The 19558-nt window shown below is 71.5% G+C and carries 18 protein-coding genes; 8 read left to right on the plus strand and 10 right to left on the minus strand.

Going from position 1 to position 19558, the window contains the following annotated elements; translation table 11 throughout:
• The first annotated feature begins 206 nt into the window (after positions 1–206).
• Positions 207–1172: a D-isomer specific 2-hydroxyacid dehydrogenase family protein gene (locus ACLQ2R_RS08340; RefSeq protein ID WP_425958779.1), complete on the plus strand. Its 966-nt coding sequence runs from the start codon at positions 207–209 to the stop codon at positions 1170–1172.
• A gap of 142 nt (positions 1173–1314) precedes the next feature.
• On the opposite strand, the gene ACLQ2R_RS08345 is transcribed toward ACLQ2R_RS08340, so the two are convergent.
• The 7 genes from ACLQ2R_RS08345 to ACLQ2R_RS08375 all read right to left on the minus strand — a co-directional run bounded on the left by ACLQ2R_RS08345 (position 1315) and on the right by ACLQ2R_RS08375 (position 10357).
• A complete protein-coding gene (locus ACLQ2R_RS08345; RefSeq protein ID WP_425958780.1) occupies positions 1315–2481 on the minus strand; it encodes a M20 metallopeptidase family protein in 1167 nt (388 codons plus the stop codon).
• 222 nt (positions 2482–2703) lie between these two features.
• On the minus strand, positions 2704–5367 hold the full coding sequence (locus ACLQ2R_RS08350; RefSeq protein WP_425958781.1) for a PEP/pyruvate-binding domain-containing protein: 2664 nt from the start codon (positions 5365–5367) through the stop codon (positions 2704–2706).
• A 10-nt stretch (positions 5368–5377) separates the two neighbouring features.
• Entirely contained in the window at positions 5378–6127 is a 750-nt protein-coding gene (locus ACLQ2R_RS08355; protein WP_425958782.1) for an HAD family hydrolase, read from the minus strand.
• 85 nt (positions 6128–6212) lie between these two features.
• Entirely contained in the window at positions 6213–7199 is a 987-nt protein-coding gene (locus ACLQ2R_RS08360; protein ID WP_425958783.1) for a phytanoyl-CoA dioxygenase family protein, read from the minus strand.
• Entirely contained in the window at positions 7180–8475 is a 1296-nt protein-coding gene (locus tag ACLQ2R_RS08365) for an amidohydrolase family protein (RefSeq protein WP_425958784.1), read from the minus strand. Before ACLQ2R_RS08365 ends, ACLQ2R_RS08360 begins: the two co-directional genes overlap by 20 nt.
• A gap of 138 nt (positions 8476–8613) precedes the next feature.
• Complete coding sequence (locus tag ACLQ2R_RS08370) at positions 8614–9729, minus strand: amidohydrolase family protein (RefSeq protein WP_425958785.1); 1116 nt, start codon at positions 9727–9729, stop codon at positions 8614–8616.
• Positions 9686–10357: a GNAT family N-acetyltransferase gene (locus ACLQ2R_RS08375; protein WP_425958786.1), complete on the minus strand. Its 672-nt coding sequence runs from the start codon at positions 10355–10357 to the stop codon at positions 9686–9688. Before ACLQ2R_RS08375 ends, ACLQ2R_RS08370 begins: the two co-directional genes overlap by 44 nt.
• Before the next feature lie 180 nt (positions 10358–10537).
• Between ACLQ2R_RS08375 and ACLQ2R_RS08380 the strand changes: the two genes are divergently transcribed.
• From ACLQ2R_RS08380 to ACLQ2R_RS08400, 5 genes are all read left to right on the plus strand, one after another.
• Complete coding sequence (locus ACLQ2R_RS08380) at positions 10538–11476, plus strand: ABC transporter ATP-binding protein (RefSeq protein WP_425958787.1); 939 nt, start codon at positions 10538–10540, stop codon at positions 11474–11476.
• Between the two features lie 8 nt (positions 11477–11484).
• Complete coding sequence (locus ACLQ2R_RS08385) at positions 11485–12264, plus strand: ABC transporter permease (protein WP_425958788.1); 780 nt, start codon at positions 11485–11487, stop codon at positions 12262–12264.
• A gap of 10 nt (positions 12265–12274) precedes the next feature.
• Positions 12275–13129, plus strand: coding sequence for an ABC transporter permease (locus tag ACLQ2R_RS08390; RefSeq protein WP_425958789.1), 855 nt, complete (start codon positions 12275–12277; stop codon positions 13127–13129).
• 32 nt (positions 13130–13161) lie between these two features.
• A complete protein-coding gene (locus tag ACLQ2R_RS08395; protein ID WP_425958790.1) occupies positions 13162–14385 on the plus strand; it encodes an ATP-grasp domain-containing protein in 1224 nt (407 codons plus the stop codon).
• Between the two features lie 579 nt (positions 14386–14964).
• On the plus strand, positions 14965–16179 hold the full coding sequence (locus ACLQ2R_RS08400) for a HEAT repeat domain-containing protein (RefSeq protein WP_386242004.1): 1215 nt from the start codon (positions 14965–14967) through the stop codon (positions 16177–16179).
• Between the two features lie 141 nt (positions 16180–16320).
• Here ACLQ2R_RS08400 and ACLQ2R_RS08405 read toward each other — a convergent pair whose 3' ends face one another.
• The gene (locus tag ACLQ2R_RS08405) at positions 16321–16794 is read right to left on the minus strand and encodes an SRPBCC domain-containing protein (protein ID WP_425958791.1); all 474 of its coding nucleotides are present in this window, start codon (positions 16792–16794) and stop codon (positions 16321–16323) included.
• Positions 16795–16972: 178 nt separating this feature from the next.
• On the opposite strand from ACLQ2R_RS08405, the gene ACLQ2R_RS08410 reads away from it, so the two are divergent.
• Both ACLQ2R_RS08410 and ACLQ2R_RS08415 read left to right on the plus strand, forming a co-directional pair.
• Positions 16973–17572, plus strand: coding sequence for a hypothetical protein (locus tag ACLQ2R_RS08410; RefSeq protein WP_425958792.1), 600 nt, complete (start codon positions 16973–16975; stop codon positions 17570–17572).
• Between the two features lie 69 nt (positions 17573–17641).
• A complete protein-coding gene (locus ACLQ2R_RS08415; RefSeq protein WP_425958793.1) occupies positions 17642–18334 on the plus strand; it encodes a winged helix-turn-helix transcriptional regulator in 693 nt (230 codons plus the stop codon).
• Positions 18335–18390: 56 nt separating this feature from the next.
• On the opposite strand, the gene ACLQ2R_RS08420 is transcribed toward ACLQ2R_RS08415, so the two are convergent.
• Together ACLQ2R_RS08420 and ACLQ2R_RS08425 are read right to left on the minus strand one after the other, a co-directional pair.
• Positions 18391–18888 carry a hypothetical protein gene (locus tag ACLQ2R_RS08420; protein WP_425958794.1) on the minus strand — a complete coding sequence of 166 codons (498 nt, stop codon included), beginning with the start codon at positions 18886–18888 and terminating at the stop codon, positions 18391–18393.
• 37 nt (positions 18889–18925) lie between these two features.
• Positions 18926–19471 (minus strand): hypothetical protein, encoded by a 546-nt coding sequence (locus ACLQ2R_RS08425; protein ID WP_425958795.1) that lies wholly within the window; start codon positions 19469–19471, stop codon positions 18926–18928.
• Positions 19472–19558: the final 87 nt, after the last annotated feature.

Consider the following 19558-nt stretch of genomic DNA (forward strand, 5'->3'; position numbering starts at 1 on the left):
GCGGGAATGCTCACACAGGCCGGATCAGTGTCATTCACGCGTTTCCCGGTGGACGCGCACACCGAATACGGCGTGCGCATCCCGATCGGATGATCTACAGGTTCCCTTCCGGCCATTGAATCGTTCTCGGACGCGGGCGGGCGTGACGGGGCCGGTCGTGCGCGGCCCGTGGCGGGCGACGGGCAAGGGGCGACAGAATGTGGTTTATGGAAGCCCGAATTGCGATTCTCCCTTCTCCGGAGGCGTGGGCGGCGTACGAGCGCCCCAATTCCCCCGGTGCGGCCGGCCTGAGGTCCATGGTGGAGCGGGCCGTGTCCTCCGGGGGCGGCGTGCTCGCCCCTGTGGCCGAGGCCGACGGCCTGGTCTGGCTCGTCCCCGGCGAGGCCGGGCTGCTGCGGACGACCCTGGAGGAGAATCCCCGGATCGGGTGGGTGCAGTTCCCCTGGGCCGGGGTGGAGAGGTTCGTCGAGTCCGGCGTGTTCGGCTTCCCGGTGGTCTTCAGCTGCGCCAAGGGATCGTTCGCCGGGCAGGTCGGCGAGCACGCGCTGATGCTGATCCTCACCTGCCTGCGCAACGTCTCCCGGCAGGCCCGCACGCCTCGCTGGGATCCGGTGGACCCCAGGTCGCTGCACGGCCGGAGCGTGACGATCCTCGGCGGCGGGGGCATCGCCGCCGAGCTCATCCGGCTGCTGAGGCCGTTCGGCTGCCGGATCAGGGTGATCCGGCGCCGCCCCGACGATGTCGAGGGCGCCGACGAGACGCTGCCGCCCTCCGCCCTGCACGAGGTGCTGCCCGGGACCGACGTGCTGGTGCTGGCCCTGGCGCTGACACCGGAGACCAGGCACGTCGTCGACTCCGCGGAGCTGAAGCTGCTGCCGGAGCACGCCGTCGTCGTCAACGTCGCCCGGGGCGGGCACATCAGGACCGGCGCGCTCGTCGACGCGCTCCGCGCCGGGACGATCTCCGCCGCGGGCCTGGACGTGACCGATCCCGAGCCGCTCCCCGAGGGGCATCCGCTCTGGGACGACCCCCGGGTGCTCGTCACCTCGCACTGCGCCGACTCCGCCGAGTACGTGGCGCGGATGTTCTGCGAGCGGGTCGAGCGCAACGTCCGCAACCTGCGCGCCGGGCTCCCCCTGGAAGGGGTGATCGACTCCGCCGCGGGGTACTGAGCGTTCCGGCACGGGCGCGTCAGGGCGTTCCCCCAGCGAGGGCACGGGCGCGTCAGGGCGTTCCCGCAGCGAGGGCGCGGGCACGTCAGGGCGTTCCGGCACGGAGGGCACGGGCACGTCAGGGCGTTCCGGCACCGGGGCGTCAGACCGTTCCGGCGCCGATCACCCGCGCGGCCGCGAGATAACCGGCCAGCAGGCTCTCGGCGACCGCCGTCACGGTCTCGTCCCCGGGCAGGAAGTAGGGGCTGTGCAGCCCCGACACCGTGTCGGTGCCCACGAACAGCATCAGCGACGGCACCACCGACGCGAAGTGCGCGAAGTCGTCGGCGCCGCAGGAGCGCAGCGTGGCGGGCATGTGGTGGGCGGCCTCGACGAGCATGCAGCCGGTCTCCTCGGCGAGGCGGGCGTCGTTGACGAGCACCGGCTCCCCGTGCATGATCCGCACCTCCGCCTGGCAGCCGTGCACCCGGGCGATCCCCTCGGCGATCTCGCGGAAGCGGTGGTGCAACTGGTGGCGCCAGGGCTCGGACATGGTACGCAGGGTGCCTCGGGCGGCGGCCTCCCCCGGGATGGCGTTGGGCGCGCTGCCGGCCGAGACGGTCCCGAAGGTGACCACGGTCGGTGTCATCGGGTCGGCGTCCCGGCTGACCAGTTGCTGCGCGGCCACGATGATCTGGGCGAGCGCCAGGACCGGGTCGCGGGACAGGTGGGGGTAGGCCGCGTGCCCGCCCTGGCCCCTGACCACGACGGTGAACTCGTCGGCGGAGGCGTTGACCGCGCCGGGGGTGCAGGCCGTCTGCCCCGCGTCGAGCACCGGCTGGACGTGGGCCGCGATCATCGCGCCGACCCGGTTCCTGCGCAGCGCGCCGGACTCGACGATGTCCCTGGCGCCGGAGGGGTGGCTCTCCTCGCGCGGCTGCAGCACCGCGACCATCGGCGCCGGGGCCCGTACGCGGTCGACCGCCCTGGTCAGCGCGGCCAGGGCGGCGAGGTGGACGTCGTGCCCGCAGGCGTGCATGGCGCCGTTGCGCGAGGCCCAGGGGACGTCGGTCTCCTCCAGGATCGGCAGGGCGTCCAGCTCTCCCCGCACGCCGACGGCCAGGCCCTCGCCGCCGACGCGCAGCAGCGCGCCGGTGGTCGCCACCCGCTCCATCGCGCTGCCCTCGGGCAGCGCGGCAAGCATCCGCTTGAGCGTCGGTTCCTCCTTGCCGGACACGTACGGCTCGGCGTGCAGTTCACGGCGCAACTCGAAGGCGGCGGGCAGCTCGGCGTGCAGTGCGGCGCGGAGCCGCGCGTGAAGCTCGTTCATCGCCCCTCCCCGGGGGCGCGCACGGGACGCGGCCCGCGGCCGGGTATCGGGCGGGGCCCGGGGAAGGGTGTCGGACGGGGCGCGGAGAACGGTACGGAGCTGAACACACGCTGGTCATACCCATGTGACCCTTTCGAACCACTGGTCCCCGGAGATTCCGCGCCACGGGTGCCGGGAGATCGCGGAGAGGCCGTTCTCCGCGATCCCTCCGGCCGCGGAGGGTCAGGGGGCGGGGGTGAAGACGACGCCGCTGCCGCCGTCCACGCCGAGCGGCTCACCCGAGATCACCGTCGCGGTCGCGCCGTCGGCGCCGATCACGGCGGGGATGCCGTACTCCCTGGCCACCACCGCCGGGTGCGAGAGCAGCCCGCCCTGGTCGGTCACGACGGCGCCGATCAGGCCGAAGTACTGCGTCCAGGCGGGCGAGGTCGTCGAGCAGACCAGGACGTCGCCGCGCCGCAGGTGCACCGCGTCGGCCACGCCCGCGCAGACCCGCGCGGGGCCGACGTAGCGGCCCGCGGACCCGGCGACCCCCTTGAGCAGGATCTCCTCGCCGTCGGCCGCGCCCGGCCCGACGCTGAAGTCGAGCCCTCCGGCCCGGTCCGACAGGATCGAGTCGATCACGTACGGCACCGCGTCGAGCGACTGCTCCTCGCCGATGGTGACCGGGGGCCGCAGCCCCCGCTGCCAGTTCCTGATGCGCTTGCGCTCGGCGACGAGGCCCCGGCGGTCCACCCCGCCGATCAGCCCCTCCTCCAGCTCGGACGGGTCCAGGTAGAGGGCGTCCACCGGCTCGCGCAGCAGGCCGCGTGAGCTGAGCCTGCGGCCCATCTCCAGCAGCTGGTAGCGGGTGGCGGCGTGTCCCACCTCGGTCAGCGCGACGTAGCGGTCCTGCCCGAGCGGCAGGCACGACTCCAGCTCGACGACCAGGCGGCGGATGTCCTCGGCCCGGCCGGGGTGGCGGGCGACCAGGGCGTCCACGGCGTGGCCGCGCTCCACCGCGAGCCTGGCCAGCCGGGTGCTCGGCCGTTCCTCCTCGTGGCCGGCCTTGGCGGCGAGCACCGCGACCAGCGGGACGGGGTCCTCCATCCAGGGGATCGTCTCGATGCCGTCCATGCCGTGGTAGCCGTACTCGTCGAGGAACTCCGCGATCGGCGCCCACGCCTCCGGGCGGGCGCGCAGCGCCTCCAGCGCGTCCCCGGCCTCCGTGTCCCGCAGGGTCTCCAGCGTCCAGGGGTCGGCCTCCAGCCGCCTGGCCAGCAGCCAGAGCGCCTCCTCCAGCTCGCCGAGCATGCTCGGCAGGCCGTGCAGGACGTGCTTGGCCAGCTCCTGGGCGATCTCGGGCTCCATCGTGGCCAGGCGGGCCATCACGAAGACCGGGGTCATGCCCATCTTGCCGCCGAGCTCGTCGTCGTCGGCGCGTCCGTCGAGCCAGGCGACGAGCCCGCCGATCAGCTCGGCGTCGGAGAGGCCGTTCAGGTCGGTGGCCAGGATGCGTTTGCTGTCGCGCTGTACCCGCTCGCGCCACTCCTCGCGCCAGCGCACCGGCGCCTCGGCCACCATCCGGCCGATCGCCTCCTCGTACGCCTCCCGGTGCCCGGCGGGCAGGTCGCCGGCGTGGATGTCCTCGCCCATGTACATGTAGCCCTGGTAGGTGCCGACGCGCAGCCGGACCGGCGAGTGCCAGGAGGCGCGTGCCCGGTTCAGGCCCTCGGTGAACTTGCCGAACGAGATCAGGCCCCAGACCGAGGACGGCCCCAGGGACAGCTCGGAGGCGCGCAGCCAGTAGCGGCCGTCCTGCGGCAGGTCCGGGGAGAACTGCGCGCTCAGGTCCGTGGGCAGACCGGTGATCGGGCGGGCCTGCAGCGCGTACAGCTCGTCGCCGTCGAAGGCCCACTCGATGTCCTGGTTCTCGCCCCGGACGGACTCGACGGCGGCCGTCAGCTCGGCCAGGCGGCGCAGCTGCCCGTCGGTCAGGGCGGGCGCCGACCGCAGCTCGTCCGGCACCGGCCGGCTCACGGTCGTGCCGGGCCCGCCGGGGATGACGGCCGACGGCTTGTCGGCGATCGTCCGCTCCAGCACCTCGCCGGCGCGGTCCGTCACGAACGTGTCGCAGGGGGCGCTCCCCTCGACCAGCTCGCTCGCCAGCCCGTGGACCGCGTTCACGGTCAGGCGGGAGCGGTCGGCGGTGACCGGGTCGGCGCTGAACAGCACGCCGCTCGCGGTCGGCGAGACCAGCCGCTGGACCAGTACGCCCATGGCGTGACCGGCCGTGCCCATGCGCTCTCCGTAGGCGCGTGCCGTGTCCGACCACTGCGACAGCCAGCAGGCGCGGATCGCCTTCAGCAGCCCGTCGGCGTCGACGATGTTGAGGTGGCTGTCGAAGATGCCGGCGAAGCTCGCGTCGGCGCCGTCCTCGGCCATGGCGGAGGAGCGCACCGCCACCGGCCCTCCCAGGGCGGCGTAGGCGTCCAGCACCTCGGTCACCAGCTCGGCGGGCAGCTCGGCATGCGCCAGTCCGGCCCGCAGCCCGGCCAGGACGGAGGCGTCGGCACGGCCCTCGTCGACCTCGCGGGCCGGCTCGGTGAGCCCGGCCGCGGCGAGGGTGTCCCGCAGGGCGAGCGTGGTGAGGCAGAACCCGGGCGGGACGTTGACGCCGGCCCGCAGCAGCTCGGCCAGGGCGGCGGCCTTGCCGCCGACACCGTGGCCCTCGACCTGACCCACCGCGTCGGCCACCGCACCGACCTCGGCGCCGGCCCCGGCACCGACCTCGGCGTTGATCTCGGCGTTGATCTCGGCGCCTGCGTTCGCGTGGTTCTCGGTGGGGCGCTCGGCACGGTGCACGCCGGACGCCGGCGCCTCCTGCAGGGACACTACGTAACGCATGGGAAACCTCTCAGCCGGACAGCGGTACGGGGTCGAGCCAGCGGTCGATCACGTCGACGACCTCGGTCAGGTCGGTGACGACCGCCTCGGCGACGGTGCCCTCCTCCTCCTGGAGGCCGTTGGGCAGCCAGATCGCGCGCATGCCGACCGACTGGGCGCCGCTGATGTCCCACGGGCTGTCGGCGACGAACACCGACTCCTCCGGGGTGACCCCCAGGACCCGCAGGACGGTGAGGAAACTGTCGGGGTCGGGTTTGGCCCGTTTCAGGTCGGAGCCGCAGATGCAGACGTCCAGCGAACCGGCCAGGCCGTCCTCCTCGAAGAGCCTCTCGTGCCAGGCGCGCGGCCAGTGCGAGCTGGTCAGCACGCCGACCAGCAGGCCGCGGTCCTTGAGGGCGGCCAGCGCCCGGCGCGCCTCGGGACGGGCGTGGATGTTGGGCGCCATGGTCTCCAGGTGCGCGACGAGCACCAGGTCGCGGAGCTCGTCGGAGATCGGCAGGCCGAGCCGCTCGGCCGCCATGCCCGGCACCTTGAGGATCGAGGCCACCTCGCTGGTCTCGGCCCAGATGGCCCAGATCTCGGTCTCGGCGGCGGCCAGCGCCTCGGCGGCCCGCTCCGAGTTCGACGGGTCCAGCAGGGCGCCCGCGGCCAGCCACTGCAACCGCCTGGGGACCAGGTTCCAGGGGGTGATCGTGCCGCCCCAGTCGAAGACGACCGCCTTGATCGGCGGGGCCGGATCCGTGCTCGCGTCGTTGCTCATCTGAATCCTTCCGGCGTGCGGGCCCCTGGCTCCGGGGCGGGGAGGGCGGGGAGGGCGGACAAGGCGGGGAGGGCCGGGGAGGGGGTCACGAGGCGGACCCCCGGGCGGTGCCGGTCGCCGCGCGGTAGCGGGCCTCGAACCGGGCCGCCGCCTCCTGCCAGCGCCCGTTGCGCCGGGTGGCCGACGTCCCGTCGGCGAGCGGCGGCGCGTACGTCAGGTGCAGGATCCTGCGGGGCAGGCCCGAGGTGTTGGGCGAGGAGGAGTGCACCAGCAGGCTGTGAAAGAACAGCGCCGAGCGGGCCGGCGCGTGGATCTCCCTGCGCGACGGCCCCAGGCCGTCCTCCTCGACCCGGCCGCTGCCGCTGTCGGGGTCGCGTCCGGCCAGGCGGGCGGGCGCGCGGTGCGAGCCGGGCAGTACCGTCATCGGTCCCCGGTTCCCGGTGTCGTCCAGGCTGATCGCCACCGAGACGGTGCCCGGCGGGTAGCCCTGCTGGCGGTAGTAGCCCCAGTCGTGGTGCAGCGGCCAGGTGTCGCCGGAGGCGCGCGTCGGCAGGAACGGCAGCCCCTCGGACGGGGGCAGCCGCTGCTTGTAGTTGAGCTTGCTCTCCATGAGCGTGCCCGGGTACCCGATGAGCTGCCGTACGGCGGCGAGCATGGCCGGACCGGACGCCAGGGCGGCGGCGACCGGCAGCACGTCCACGACGGGGCTGATCCTGCGGATCACCAGGTCGCCCGCGGCGTCGAGCAGCAGGTCCCCGCGCGGGTTGCGGCGGCCGAGCGCGATCGAGGAGTCGACCACCAGCCCGATCAGCTCGTCGGCGCCGGCCAGCAGCCCCTCGTGCGTGACGGGGTCGACGAAGTCCTCGCAGAGCAGGTAGCCGTCGACGGCGAACGCGCGGACCTGGTCCGCCGAGAGCGGGCCGGGCTCGCCGGGCGCGCCGTCGGGCATCTCCGGCGGCGCGCCGCCGGAGACCGAGATCGAGCGGGCCCCGTACGGGGCCCGGGCCCCGGCGGGCGGCGCCGCGTCCGTGCGCGCGGCGCCGCCGGCCTCGCTAAGCAGACGCGGCGGCATCGGTCAGCGCGCCTTCCGGCCGGGTGAGCGGGGAGATCCCGAAGAACTCCGCGGCGTTGTCGACGTAGAACTTCTGCCGGATCGACGGGTTGGTGCCGAGGGCGTCGAAGACCTCCTCGAACCGCTTGGTCCCGTACGCGGTCCCCTCGAAGTGCGGGAAGTCGCTGGCGTACAGGAACAGGTCCTCGCCGCCCTCGAACAGGTAGTTGGGCAGTCCCTCGAACGGGAAGGCGCCCACCCGCACGGCGCGGCGGAAGTACTCCGAGGGCGGCATCGACATCTTCTGGCGCAGGTAGTGGTTGCGCACGCCGACGACGTCCATCACCCAGTCGATGCGCTCCAGGAAGCTCTGCACCCACAGGCCGCCGCACTCCATGGTGGCGACCTTGAGGCCGGGGTGGCGCTCGAAGACGCCGCCGAAGATCAGGTCGCTGATCGCCGCCTCGACCGGGAGGTGGCGGTTGACCATCGAGCTGAGGTCGGGGCCCGAGTGGGCGTGCGCGTCCTCGCCGAGCCGCTCCCAGGCGGGGTCGACGCTGTGCGGCATGACCGCGATGTGCATGAAGACGGCCATGCCGGTCTGCTCAAGCGCCGCCCAGATCGGGTCGTTGCTCGGGTGCGACCAGGGCAGGCCGCGGAACGGCTTCATCGCCAGCGAGACGCCCTTCATGCCGAGCGCGGCGCAGCGGTGGATCTCGGCGACCGTCCAGTCGACGTCGTACAGGCCGATCTGGCCCGCGGCCAGCAGGCGGTCGCTGTAGGGCGCGCACTGCGCGGCGACCCAGTCGTTCCAGGCGGCCATGTGGGCCTGCACGACGCGGTGGCCGCGCGGCTCGACCAGCTCGGTCCAGTAGAAGGCGTAGCTGGGGAACATGATGGCCACGTCGGTGGCCATCCGGTCCAGCAGCGGGATGCGGCCGGCCGGGTCGCTGGCGGTGGGCTCGCAGCTCTCGTCGAAGGAGAGGGGGTGGCGGGCCTTCTCCTCCTTCTCGCGCTCGTAGGCGAGGTCGTCGGCGGCGATGAGGCGGGCGATGCGCTCGTACTCGTCGGGGACGGTGGCCCGGCCGGGGCCGAGCCGCTCCTCGCCGAGGTAGAGGAACCGGCGTCCGAACTCGTCCTCGCGCAGGTCGAGCTTGAGCCCGCCGGTCTCGGTGAGGTCGACGCTGTCCCAGGTCCCGAACGTCTCGTTCAGGTGCTGGTCGACGTCGATGATCGGTCCGGAGACGTCGGGCCGGATCGAGGGGCCGGTGAATTCGGCGTTGCTGGTCCGGTACATGCCGGACCTCCCTTCCTTGCCGGGCGATCGCGTGAGGATCGGCGACTGCTGGATGGCGGGCGGGTGTACGGGGAGAACGGGCGGGTGCGGGTCACCGGACCGGGGCCGGCGCCGGTGCCCGTCGTGGGGGTGGGGCCGTCAGACCCCGAACCACTCGGCGGCCTTGCCGTAGCAGGCGTGGTCGGCGATGTCGTCCGGGACGTCGGCGAAGATGTCGTCGAGGACCGGGTGCGGGTCGAAGCACACGCGGTGGTTGTGCGGGTAGTCCGAGGCCCACATCACGGTCCCGGCCAGGTTCGCCCACGGCTCGGCGAGCAGGCGCGCCCCCAGGCGGTCCTCCTCGAAGGTGGCGGCGATCTGGCGGTGCCAGATCTCGGTGGGCGTGCTGGAGAGCTTGACGTCGGTGTAGCGCTCCCTGGCGGTGTCCTCGGCCTGCTGGATGACGAACGGCAGCCAGCCCACCCGGCACTCGCCCAGCAGGACGCGCAGGCCGGGGCGCCGGTCGAGCACGCCGGAGAAGAGCAGCGACAGGATCGGGTCCAGGATCGCGAACGACGCCTGCACCACGTAGGAGGGCCACTGGCCGTGGGTGCGCACCGGCTCGACGCCGGGGGTGGCGGAGATGTGCATGCACAGCGGGACGCCGGAGGACTCGACGGCGTCCCAGAACTCCTCCCAGACCGGGTCCCACAGCGGCCGTCCGGCGAGCAGGGCGTTGAACTCCAGGCCGCGGAAGCCGTTCTCGACGGCCCAGCGGGCCTCGGCGGCGCACGCCTCGGGCGAGCCGGTGGGCATGATGGCCAGCGGGACGATCCTGCCGCCGGTGTCACGGTCCAGGGTGAGGGCGAACTCGTTGTAGGCGCGCACGCAGGCCAGGCCCAGGCGCTCGTCCTGGAAGATGAAGCCGTCCACCGGGGGGAACATCACCTGCGCGGTGACGCCGGCGCCGTCGAGGTGGGCGCTCACCAGTTTCGGGTCGGAGGGCGGCAGCGCGCCGGGTTCCATCTCGACGCCGAAGTCGCCGTAGAAGTCCTTCAGCAGCGGGGCGTTGTTCGTCCCGGCCGCCGAGGCGGCGTGCGTCCTGTCCTCCCAGACCCACATCGAGCCCGACTCGCCGGTCTCGACGACGCGGGGGCCGCGCTCGCGCAGGGCGGCGGGCAGCCGCTCCTGCCAGAGGCGGGGCGGGATCCAGGGCAGGTCGAGGTGGGAGTCAGCGGAGATGAGCCGGCGTCTGGCCGGCGTCGTCGAGAGCACGAAGATCATTCCTCTCGGTATGGGCACGTGACGCGGGAGCGCGTGGCACGGTGTGGACGCGGGAGAGCACGACGGCGTCCGAGCGCTCGCCGTGGACCTCGACGAACGACCGCAGCACGCCCTCCTCGGCGAAGCCGGCGCGTCGCGCCGCCCTGCGGGACCCCGGGTTGTCGGGGCGGGTGAAGATCTGGATACGGGCGTAGTCCAGCGCGGACATGGCCCAGCCGGCGACGAGGTCGATGGCCGCCGCCGCGACGCCCCGGCCGCGTAGGGCCGGCAGCACCCAGTAGCCGGTGATCTCGGCGACGCGGTGGCAGGGGTCGAGGGCGCCCAGCGTGATGAGACCCGCCGGGGTGACCCGGTCGGTCACCGCTGCCCCCGCGACCTCGGCGGGCCTGTCGACGCCGGTGATCTCGATGACGAATCCCAGGTCTCCCCGGGCCTCGGTCGTCTCGATCTCCGCCGTCCACTGCGCCTCGGAGAGGCCCAGCGGTATCGGGGCCCACGGGTCGGTCTCCAGCGATCCGGCCGCCGCCAGGAAGGGCGCGTCACACCGGGTCCAGGGCCGGACGCTCACGTCCCCCAGGACGAGCGGTGCGCTCGGGTAGCGCGCTGCCTCAGGTGGCACGGAAACCTCCCCGCAGGTCACAACAGGGGAGACAATATATATACGTATAACGAAATGCGTCAACGGACGACCGGCCAACACGGCCCGCACCCTCGGCAAACCCTGGGGATCAGTCATTATCCATGCCGGACGGGTTCCGGTCTATGGACGCACCCTATCCAAGACGCTATCGTTTCATATATGCGCCTTGTTGAGGAGCCGACCTACGTCCACGCCGAAGGACTCGTGAAGAGGTACGGAGCGCTGACCGCCGTGGACGGGATCGATCTCCGGATCGTCCGTGGCGAGGCGTTCGGCTTCCTCGGTCCGAACGGGGCGGGCAAGAGCTCCGTGATGCGCATGATCGGGTGCGTCTCCCCGGCGACCGCGGGCGTGCTGCGGGTCTTCGAGACCGAGATCGACGGCAACGAGTCCGCGATCAAACAGCGGCTCGGCGTCGTCCCCCAGGACGACAGCCTCGACGAGGACCTCACGGTCCACGAGAACATGATCGTCTACGCCCGCTACTTCGGGATCGGCTGGCGGCAGGCCCGGCAGAAGTCGGCGGACCTGCTGGAGTTCGTCCACCTGACCGAACGGGCCGGCGACAAGGTCGCCAACCTCTCCGGCGGGATGAAGCGCCGGCTGACCATGGCGCGCGCCCTGGTGAGCGACCCGGAGATGCTGCTGCTCGACGAGCCGACCACCGGGCTGGACCCGCAGGCCAGGCAGACCGTCTGGGACAGGCTGCACCGCCTCAAGGCCCAGGGCGTGACGCTGGTGGTCACCACGCACTACATGGAGGAGGCCGAGCAGCTCTGCGACCGGCTCGTCATCATGGACAACGGCCGGATCGTCGCCGAGGGCTCGCCGCGCGAGCTGATCGAGCGGTACTCCACCCGGGAGGTCGTGGAGATCCGGGCCGGCTCCGACGTCGTCGGCCGCTTCGAGGCCCACCTGCCCCGCTTCGCCAAGCGGGTGGAGCCGATGCGGGACCGGACGCTGCTCTTCACCGACGACGGTGACCGGACCGCGGACGAGCTCGTCGAGCTGGGCCTGGCACGGGAGGTCCTGCTGGTGCGCCGCAGCGGCCTGGAGGACGTGTTCCTGCAGCTCACCGGACGCGCACTGATCGACTAGGGGAACCGATGCCCAAGCATCCCACGATCTACGCCCTGGAGTACTGGGCGATCAACTACCGCAGGCGATGGCGCGGGACCGTGGTGAGCGGCATTCTCACCCCCATCGTCTTCATGGTGGGGATGGGCTTCGGCCTGGGCGCGCTCGTCGACACCAACGACTCCGCCACCGGCGGGCTCGGCGTCGCCTACGTCGTCTACCTGGCCCCCGGGCTGCTGGTCTGGGCGGCGATGCAGACCGCCATCGGCGAGTCCACCTGGCCGGTGACGACCGCCGCGTTCTGGGAGCGGACCTACGCGGCGATGATCGCGGCCCCCCTGCGCGTCCGGGACGTCTTCATGGGCCACCTGCTGTGGATCGCGTTCCGCATCCTGATGGTGAGCACGGCGTTCCTGCTGGCCGGGCTGGCGCTCGGCGCGATCTCCTCGTGGAGGTCGGTGCTCGCGGTGCCGGTCGCCCTGCTCACCGGCGTCGCCTGCTCCTCGGTGACCATGGCCTTCGCCGTCCGCCAGGTCAGCGCGGTCTGGTACGACGCGCTGTTCCGGGTGATCGTGCTTCCGCTGTTCCTGTTCTCCGGCATCTTCTTCCCCGTCGAGCAGATGCCCGCCGTGATCCGCCCGCTGGCGTACGCCACCCCGCTCTGGCACGGGGTCGAGCTCTGCCGGGGGCTCGTCCTGGGCACCGACGGCCCGGCGTCGCCGGTCGTGCACATCCTCTACCTGTCCGTGCTGACCGCGCTGGGGATCTTCCTGGCGGCCAGGAGCTACCGGCGGGTTCTCGTGAAGTGAGGGGCTCTCGATGACGCAGACCGTGCCGCCGCCGCCGCCCCCGCCGACCTCGTCGGCCGGGCCGGTCCGGCCGGTGCCGCCGGCCCGCCGGTACCGCAACGAGCGCAAGCCGTTCCGGCTGATCGAGCGGAACGTGATCATCTACCGGCGGACGCGGATGGCCGTCCTGTGCCGGTTCCTCGAACCGCTCTTCCACCTGTTCTCGATCGGTTTCGGGATCGGCAGCCTCATCGGGCCGGTGGAGATGTACCCGGGGACGATCGTGGCCTACGCGTCCTTCGTGGGGCCCGCGCTGCTGGCGTCGGCCGTCATGAACGACGCGGTGTACGACACCACGATCATCATGTTCGCGAAGCTGAAGTACGCCAAGACCTACGACGCCGTGCTGAACACCCCCATCATGGTCACCGACATCGCCATCGGCGAGACCATCTGGATCATGATCAGGACGACCGCGTACTCGGCGGTCTTCATGGCCATCCTGGTCGCGCTCGGCCTGGTGCAGCTCCACCTGGCCCTGCTGGCGCTGCCCGCGGCGGTCCTGCTCGGCTTCACCTTCGCCGCGCTCGGCATGGTGGCGGCCAGCCTGATGCGCGACTACGACGACTTCGAGTTCGTGCAGCTCGTCGTGGTGCCGCTCAGCCTGCTGTCCGCGACGCTCTACCCGCTGTCGGTCTACCCCGACTGGCTGGCGGTCGTCGTCGCCGCCACCCCGCTCTACCACGGGGTGGCGCTCATCCGCGACATCGCACTCGGCCACGCGGCGCTGGACGCCTCGCTCGGCCACATCGCCTACCTGCTGGTCTTCGGGGCCGTCGCCCTGGTCATCGCCCGCAACAGGCTGAAGAAGATGCTGATCAAGTGACGAGGGTGGGATCCCACCAATCGGAGAATGCCATGCGCGTACTCGTACTGGGACACAGTTCAGCCTACGCGGACTACGCGGAGGAGAACGGGATCGTCCTGTTCAACGTGCTCGACGCCCACGGGCTGCGGCTGGAGAACCTGCGGCTCCAGCGTGACCCGATCGCGGTCGCCGACCGGACCTCGATCGCGGAGATGATCTCCGCGCTGCACCGGCGCGGCATCTACGGCGACATCGACGCCGTGTTCACGAACTCGGAGGCGGGCATGGTCACCGCCTCGGCGCTGGCCGAGCTGCTCGGCGCGCGCGCCCTCCCGGTCCGGGCGGCCGTCGCCGCGCGCGACAAGGCCTTCCAGAAGACGCTCGTCCGCGAGGCGGGCATCCCGGTCACGCCGTCCGTCGTGCTGGAGTCCAACCACTCCCCCGCCGGGGCCGCGGCCGAGGGCATCCGCTACCCCGCCGTGATCAAGCCGCTGGCCTCCGCGGGGACCCACGGGGTGACGAAGGTACGCGACCGCGAGCACCTGGGCGAGGTGCTGCGCGCCTACAACGACGTCTACCGGGGCGTCCCGGGCCCGTGGCTGCTGGAGGAGTTCGTCGACGGGGTGGAGTTCCACCTCGACGGGATCGTCAGGAACGGCGTCGTGGAGTTCCTGAGCGTCGGCCGGTACGTGCGCAACATGCTGGAGCTGCGGAACGGCAACCTGGTCGGCTCCCTGGTCATGGACCCGGTCGACCACGCGGACATGTACGCGCGCTATCACCGCCTGGCCGAGGACTCCCTGGCCGCGCTCGGCCTGACCTCGACGGTCTTCCACATGGAGCTCTTCGAGTCCGACCGGGGCGGCACGTTCTTCTCCGAGTGCGCGGCGCGCTGCGGCGGCGGAAGGATCCTGCCCTCCATCGAGCACCGGTTCGGCGTGGAGCTGGAGAGCACCGCGTTCAAGGTCGCGGTGATGGACGACTTCACCCCGCCGGAGCCGCGCGAGCGCGGGTACGTGGGCTGGAGCGAGCTCCCGGTCCCCACCGGCCGCATCACCCGCCTGCCGGACGTCAAGCAGATCCAGAACATGCCCGGGGTGCTCGACCTCGACCTGGGCGTGGCCCTCGGCGACCACGTGCCGGACCGGCGGACGGTGCTCAGCCTCGGGACGGGCTGCGTGGTCGTCCGCGGCGCCACCGCCGAGGAGGCGGAGCGGCGGATGCAGGACGTGATCGACGTCTTCGCCGAGGGCGTCGAGGTCGTTCTCAGCTGAGGGACGCCCCCCGGCGCCGGCCCCCGGGCGACCGCGCGCCCGGGTGACCGTCCGGGTGGCCGCCGGCGCGACGGCCCGCGCCGTCCCCCGGTGCGGCCGTCCGTGTCGTAACCCGTGCGACGGTTCGTGCCGTCACCGGTGCGACGGCTCGCGCGACCGTCCGTGCCCGTGCGGTCACCCGGACGTGAAGACTACATGTGCATATACAAACATTCACCATCAGGCCGGGCCGCCCTCCGGGGCGGACACCCGGCCTGACCTGTGGGATGCCAGGCAAAATGGTTTCTATACCCTAGATCACCATAATCCCGGCCCCAGGGGGTTGATTTATTCGGGTCCGTGACACTAACTTTATATATAGTGAGACTGGCGGGACGGTGATCAACATCCGCCGCTCTTGATCAGTCGACCGGACGGTCGCGGGCATTCCCGCGACGAATCGGGCCGGTTTCGAACAGGCAAGCGTTCGAAAGCGAGGTAGGCCGCGTCCGGCGCATCACGGCAGCCGCCCACGATCTCGCCGGAACCCCATCACGACGACGATGCCGAGACGAAATCTTCAAGAGGAAGTAGCTGGTCATGACCATCGAATTCACCCGCGATGTATCCGAGTTCACCCCCGGCGGCGACACGCCGTGGACCCGCCCGCTCGCCGGTGACCCCGCTGACCTCCAGAGCGACTTCGGTCACTTCCTGGAGCAGGTCGCGGTGCGCCTCGACTCCCGCCCCGACGCCCACGTCGCGCACGAGGCGCTGCACCACGCGGACCCGATGATCCGCGAGCAGTCGCTGTACCAGTACGTCGACCGCAACCTCCCGGACGCGGTGGACCTGCTCGCCGAGGCCGTCGCCACCGACGACAACCGCGAGGTCCGCTGGAACGCCCTGTGGGCTCTGGAGAAGATCGGCGGGGCCCGTGCCCTGGAGGTCCTCGAGCGCACGGTGAACGACGACGACGCCGACGTCGGCGAGTGGGCCGGCCTGTTCGCCTCGGAGCTGACGACCGGCTACCCCACCTTCGACCGTCGCGCCTGGGTCTACGACGCCGAGCGGACGTTCGACGAGACGATCTACCTCAACATCAGCTGCCACGTCTACGTCATGCTCGACGAGAGCGGTAAGAACTGGGGCAAGATCACCCTGTCCCCGCAGGGTCTGGCCCGCAGCTTCGGCCAGGCGCACGCCTGCCCGAACGTGGACACCCGTCACAACAAGCTGATCATCAGCAAGTCGCTCGACGGCCTGCACGACGACGGCACCCCGCACGTGGAGAACTTCCTGTTCCGCGGCGTCACCAACATGGGCGACGACGGCCACGGCAGCTTCTACTTCCAGTCGCGCGGCCTGCGCCCGGTCTTCCTGTCCGGCCAGGCGGACGACGACTCGCTGGGTCACCGCAACGAGCAGGTCATCGCCTCCCGCGCCGGCCGCTGGACGCTCGACCCGCGGGTGCGCATCAAGGACGAGGCGGCCATCCGCTACGTCCGCGGTGGCGTCCACACCTGGGGCTACGTCAACTTCGACGCCATGAAGGGCAGCTCCCTGGAGGAGATCCTCTTCCCGGGCAACAGCATCCTCGGCACCCTGGACACCCCGACCGGGCCGCTGACCAACGCCTTCATCACCGGCACCTTCAAGGGCAAGCTGGTCGACTGGGACGGCGACGGCAAGGTCGACGTCAACTCCCTGGACATCTACTCCACGACGAACGCCGACGTGGACATGAACCAGGACGGCGTGGCCGACGAAGAGGGCATCCAGTACTGCCCGAAGACCGGCTGGCACAAGCAGTAACCGCCGGATTCCCGCGCGGCGGCCGGTGACCCCCCACACCGGCCGTCGCGCCCGCGCGTCCCCCCGGACGTGAGCACGAAAGGGCCGGCCCCGCGGAGTCCTCCGCGGGGCCGGCCCTTGTCGTACCTACCGACGCTGTCGCTAGCTCTTCGCGTAGCGTTCGAGCAGCTCGTCGTGGCGGCTCGTGTGCGAGGTGCCGTTCAGCTCCGCCACCAGGGCGTCGAGGAAGTCGTGCCAGCCGGCGGCGAGCTCCTTCACCTTGTCCTGCGGCCTGGTCAGGTCGGTGTGGGTCAGCAGCAGGCGGGTCCCGCCCCCGTCGGCGGGCTGGATCTCCCAGCGGACCCTGGAGGTGTCCTCGCCGGGCTGTTCCCAGGTGTACTCGAGAATCCGGCCGGTCTCGACGGCGGTGACGACACCCTCGGTCGTCTCCTCGTCGCCCCAGCCGAACCGGACCCTGCCCCCGGGAACGGCGTCGATCGTGGCCTTGCAGCTCAGCCAGCGTGACGCGATCTCGTCGGTGGACAGTGCCGCCCACACGGCCTGGGGGTCCTGATCCACCTCCCAGTCGAAACCGATGGTGCCTTTGTCGATCTTCGCCGACGGCTTCTCTGTCATGGATTCACACCTCTCCCCTTCTTGTATGTGTCCATAGTGCACATTACACTATTTTTTTATATAGTCAATTTTTAAAAACGGTCAGCTCGTCCAAGCGATGTAGGGAATATAATTTGAATGTGCATAGCGACTCGGCGAAAATGATTGCGACCCCCGGCCCTGACGAGGTGATGCCGTCATGACGACCTCCGGCAGCGACCCGAGCTCCGATCACGGGTCCCCTACCCAGGATCCGGCCCTCGGCACTATCGCCTTCCTCAACGGCGGCGAGTACTTCGGCCTGGAGGCCCGGCCGGGCACCGACCCCTCCTGCCTCGTCCTGCGCGGCATGGCGACCAGCTTCGTGCACACCCGCCCGGTCCACCTGGAGCTGAGCGGCTCGCTGGTCGGCGAGTGCCTGAGGCTGTCCGGCCCGCTGGCCGCCGCCATGGGAGGCGTCTGGGAGCTCGACGGGCGCGTCGCGGGACGGCCCGTCTTCCCCTTCCTGGAGTGCGAGGTCGTCCCGATCCCGGGCGGCACCGGCCCGGTCAGCGGCGCCGTGATCCGCATCATGAGCGAGTACGGGGAGCAGCACTGCCTGTACGCGGCCGGATGCCGTGACGCCGGGACCACGGCCGTCCTGGCGGCCTGCGCGGTGGTCACGCTCTCGCTGCCGTCGTCCGTGTGGAACGCCTCGGGCACCGAGGGCGGGCTGCCCGTCGGAGGCCACGCGGAGATCAACGCCCTGGGCGAGCCCGGCTGCCGCGTCAGCGGCGAGCTCAAGGCGATTCCGACCTGACCCGGGCGCGTCCCCGCGAGGGGAGGGACGCGCGACCACTATAAAAAAATCATAGGAAGGCCCGAGCACGTGCTTACGTCCGACAAGCGGCACTACGGCCAGTTCTGTGGGTTGGCCGCGGCGCTAGACATCATCGGGGAGCGCTGGACGCTGCTGATCGTAAGGGAACTGATCATCGCTCCGGCGCGGTTTCACGAAATCCAGGCACACCTGCCGGGGATCGGGCCGAACCTGCTGACCGACCGGCTCAAGGCGCTCAGCGCGCGGGGGATCCTGGAGGCCGAGCCCGTCCCGGGGGACGCGCGCGGGAAGCGGTACCGGCTCACCTCCGTCGGGGAGCAGCTCCGCGAGCCCCTGCTGCACTTCTCGCGGTGGGGCATGCGCTTCCTCACCGACGACGACGCCAGGTCGGGGATGACCAGCAGCGCCTGGGGGTTCTTCGCCCTCCAGGCCATGATCCAGGGACGGCCCGTGCCCGACGTGCGGGAGTCCTACGAGTTCCGGATCGACGACGACATCTTCCACATCGTCGTGGCCGACGGCAGGGCGGTGGCCCACCGGGGCGCCGCGGACGCCCCGGCCATCGTGGTGCGGACGAGCGCCGAGACGTTCGTCCGGATCGGTGCCGAGCTGATCAGCCCGTTCGACGCCGTCGTCACCGGCAGCCTGACGCTCGACGGCGACCCGGCCGCGGTGCTGCGCTGCACGCAGCTCATGGGGTTGTCGGCCCCGCCGCTCCGCGACCCCACCGGCGTCTCCTGACCGGTGTCTCCCGAAGGACGCGGGCGGCGGGCCCCTCTGTCCGCGAGCCCGCCGCTCTACTCGCGAGCCCGCCGCGCGCGGAGCCGGACGGCGGACCGCGCCCCCAGGCCGAGCAGAGCGAGGCCGGTGAGCGTCAGCAGGCCGACGAAGATCCACTCACGTGAGCCTCCCGGCCCGTAGACCCGGTTGCCCCGGCCGACGTCCACCGCCACGGTCCGCTGCCCGGGACGGAGCATCTCGCGGTCACTGCCGTAGAGATAGACCTCCTGGGCCGTGGCCGTGCCCCGGACGGGGGTGAAGCTCCCGTACCAGGAGCACGCCTCGTGCCCTCCGTGGCTGACGCACCTGACATCGGCCGCGGTGAACGTTCCCCTGACCCCGTCGGCGCCGGCCGCCCGGATCGTGGGCCCCAGGCTCGGCACGGTCAGCGCGAGCAGCCCGAAGCCCACGACGACGGCGAGCACCGCGAAGAACGCCGAGGGTTTCCCGACCGGCACGGTCTCGAACGGTTCGACCGGCTCCACCGGCTCCACAGGGGCCGTCGTCGTGCTCATGCCCGCTCCTTCCCGCCGCGATCCGGCGATGGACGACTCAAGCCGCGACCGGCTGGCGCCGCACCGGCGCCGTCACCGCGCAGGAGCAGTTCATGGCCTCGTACTCGGCCCGGTTGGGCCTCATGTGCAGCACCATGGCGACGACCATCGGGATGAAGACGATGGTGTTGTAGAAAAGGTGCAGCTCCACCCGCGGGAAGACGAGCTGGGCGATGCTGGTGACCGCCGGGCGCCCGAGGAGGTGGTTACCGGTGATCGCCTGCAGGAGCAGCAGCAGGTGCTCGAAGTGGTGCCAGACCTGGACGCCAAGGGCGATGTTCCACCAGGTCCTGGAGCGGCCGGTGAAGCCCTTGCGCAGCAGGACGAACCCGATGAGCATGATCACGGCATAGCCGTAGTGCATCACCTCGGACGTGACCAGCCAGGGGAACCAGAGTCCGAGCACGCCGCGGGCCTGCGGGACCGGCCAGCCCAGCACCCAGATCTGGATGGCCTGGGTGATGTGCTCGGCCCAGTGGGCGAGCACGATCGCCAGGAAGGTGTAGAGGGCCGTGCGGTGCCAGGTGGTGTTGAGTGATGTCATGTCGGACCTCTCACGATCAGGGGGGTCAGCAGGGATGACTGCGGCGGGATCGGGTCGGGACCCGGCGGGGCCGGGTGTCGGGGCGGG

The sequence above is a fragment of the Streptosporangium sp. DT93 genome (assembly GCF_049844535.1).
GTDB lineage: Bacteria > Actinomycetota > Actinomycetes > Streptosporangiales > Streptosporangiaceae > Streptosporangium.